Raw genomic sequence first — 3,018 nt, forward strand, 5'->3', positions numbered from 1 at the left:
TATGGCCACTAATACGGACACTACAGCACAAATTAACAAGGAGATGACAATGGCCCGTCCAACGTTTTTATGCGGATTTTTGACTTCGTCACCGCTGTTTGTGATGGTGGTAAAGCCGGCATACGCCAGAATGGCAAGGGCCAGAGCACCAAGGTAGCTGGCGATAGAATAATTTTCAGGGATTTTAGAAGGAACAGCGCTCTCAAAAGAAAAACTGGCAGCCCATAAACCGCCGATGGCAAAAATGGCAATGCCGCCTACTTTCAAAAGAGCCATTACAAACGCTGATTTTTGTATGAATTTGTTGCCGGCTATATTGATCAGGAAGGTGCCAATTAACAGCAAAACACCCAGAATCGGTATCCAAAAGCTGTTGTCTCCGGCATCAAATAACTGCATGGTATAGGAGCCAAATGTCCGGGCCACCAGACTTTGATTGATGATCATGGCAAAAGCCATCAGCAGGGCAGAACCGGCAGTGATTGTTGATTTGCCATAAGCTTTCTGCAAAATCATTGCTATGCCTCCGGCCGATGGGTAGCTATTCGATACTTTTATATAAGAGTATGCGCTAAATGCTACAATGATTGCCCCAATGAAGAATATGACAGGAAATAAAGCTCCGGAAAGTTCGGCCACCTGGCCCAGCAGGGCAAAAATAGCTGCACCGATCATCACGCCGGTGCCTAATGAAACAGTTCCCGTTAAGCTTAAGCTGTTTTTTTTGTATTCACTCATTGCTTTTGATTAGTTTTTTTCCAGTTCAGCTTTCTTTTCTTCAAACTCCTCTTTTCCAATTTCTCCTTTGGCATAGCGATCTTTCAAAGTTTCCATTGCGGAACTGTTTCTGTTTCTACTCTCAGGAGTGCCAGTGTTTTTTTGAAAAATATCACCTCTTCCTAAGGTTACAATTAAAGCAACTACGAGTATTAAACCGATAATCCAACCAAACATCATAAATTTAACCTGAATAATTCATAAATAATTTATTACGATGATCAACCAACTGCGAAATATGAACGTCCTCGATAAAATTGATTTGAAAATAGTCCACTATTTCCTTCATCAATTTCATCTGCGGTTGTCCATATTTCTTGCTGTTTGACCATCTCATTACAAAAATTCATGAATTAATCAGGTTAAAATTTATTTTTTTAGTTATCAATACATATTTACTTGAGATTCATCCCTGATATGTTTCATATTTCCGGGGAAAATTTACATGATTTTAATGAATCCAATGTAAAACGAACTGAGCTATGGTTTTGTTTATAAAAACATTAACCACATCATTCCAATCATTGCAGCGCCCCCCAGACCCCACATCATTGCATTATTGTTTTCTTAAACGTAATGCATTAGAAATGACCGATACCGAACTAAAACTCATAGCGGCAGCTGCGATAATCGGACTGAGTAAAATTCCGAAAAACGGATACAGGATTCCGGCTGCAACAGGAACGCCGAGTGAATTGTAAATAAAGGCAAAGAACAAATTCTGCTTTATGTTGAGCATTACCTTGTGGCTTAATTCACGGGCCCTTACAATGCCATCCAATTCACCTTTTACCAGTGTCACTTCGGCACTTTGCATGGCAATGTCGGTTCCGGTTCCCATGGCAATGCCCACATCTGCTTGTTCCAGAGCCGGAGCATCGTTGATTCCATCGCCGGCCATAGCTACTTTTAGTCCCTGGGCCTGCAATTCTTTTACTTTTCTGAATTTGTCATCAGGCAGGCAGTCAGCTTCAAAACCGTCCAGTTTTAACTCATCGGCCACGGCTTTCGCCGTAAATTCATTGTCGCCTGTAAGCATATACACTTTCACGCCCAAGCTTTGCAGATCCCGAATTGCTTTGGCTGAAGATTCTTTAATGGTATCAGCGACGCTCACAATCCCCTCAACTTCATTATCAATTAAGAGGTACATAACCGTTTGGCCGGTCAATTGCCATTCTTTTACCATCTCCTGTTGTTCCTTCGAAAGTGTTGCGCCAAAATCATCAGACAACCGGCTGTTGCCAAGGCCAATATTTTTTCCATCCAGAATTCCTTTAACGCCCTTTCCGGTTACTGCTTCAAATTGTTCAACCTTTTGCAGCTTAATCCCCTTTTCTTTTGCCCCTTTTACAATTGCTTCCGCAACCGGATGTTCACTATTGGCATCAACAGATGCTGCTATTCTGAGAATATCTGTTTCATTCAAATTTCCGAATGAGTGAAACAATTTTAAGGCAGGTTTTCCTTCCGTTATTGTTCCTGTTTTGTCGATAATAAGGGTATCTACCTTATTCATTTCTTCTATGGCACGAGCATCTTTTACCAAAACGCCGGCCTGGGCCATTCTTCCCGAACCTACCATGATAGACATAGGGGTTGCCAGTCCCAGAGCACAGGGGCACGCTATTATAAGCACGGCAATTGCATTGACAAAAGCGTACGCATAAGCCGGCTCGGGTCCCCAGATTGCCCAAACTGCAAAAGTCATAATGGCAATACCGATGACAATTTGTACAAAATACTTTGCCACAACATCGGCTAGTTTTTGAATGGGAGCACGTGAGCGGCTGGCCTGATTGACCATTTCGATGATTTGTGCCAGAAGGGTATCATTTCCCACCTTTTCAGCTTTCATTTCGAAAGAGGTATTTCCGTTGATAGTTCCTCCGGTAACTTTGTCATTTTGAGATTTATCCACCGGGATCGGCTCCCCGGTAATCATACTTTCATCTACAACAGCATTACCTGTTGTGAGCACACCATCGACCGGTATTTTTTCCCCGGGGCGTACCCTTAAAATATCAGCTTCCTGCACTTCTTCGAGAGGAATTTCAGTTTCTTCCCCGTTGCGGATAACTCTTGCCACCGGTGGCACCAAATTCAGCAAGGCCTTGATGGCGGAATTGGTTTTGCTGTGAGCCCTGAGTTCGAGTACCTGACCTAATAACACCAGCGTTAAAATAACTGCTGCAGCTTCAAAATAAAGATGGACATTTCCGTTTGCATCTTTAAATTGCT

The 3,018-nt window shown here is 42.6% G+C and carries 3 protein-coding genes; all 3 read right to left on the reverse strand.

The window, feature by feature from the left end; genetic code table 11:
- On the reverse strand, positions 1 to 738 hold a 738-nt coding region (locus QZZ43_RS07090), incomplete at its 3' end, for an APC family permease (protein ID WP_291857431.1).
- A gap of 9 nt (positions 739 to 747) precedes the next feature.
- A complete protein-coding gene (locus tag QZZ43_RS07095; protein WP_114436338.1) occupies positions 748 to 957 on the reverse strand; it encodes an SHOCT domain-containing protein in 210 nt (69 codons plus the stop codon).
- A 376-nt stretch (positions 958 to 1,333) separates the two neighbouring features.
- On the reverse strand, positions 1,334 to 3,018 hold a 1,685-nt coding region (locus tag QZZ43_RS07100), incomplete at its 5' end, for a copper-translocating P-type ATPase (RefSeq protein WP_291857434.1).

The sequence above is a fragment of the Marinilabilia sp. genome (assembly GCF_016278715.1).
In the GTDB taxonomy this organism is placed as follows: domain Bacteria; phylum Bacteroidota; class Bacteroidia; order Bacteroidales; family Marinilabiliaceae; genus Marinilabilia.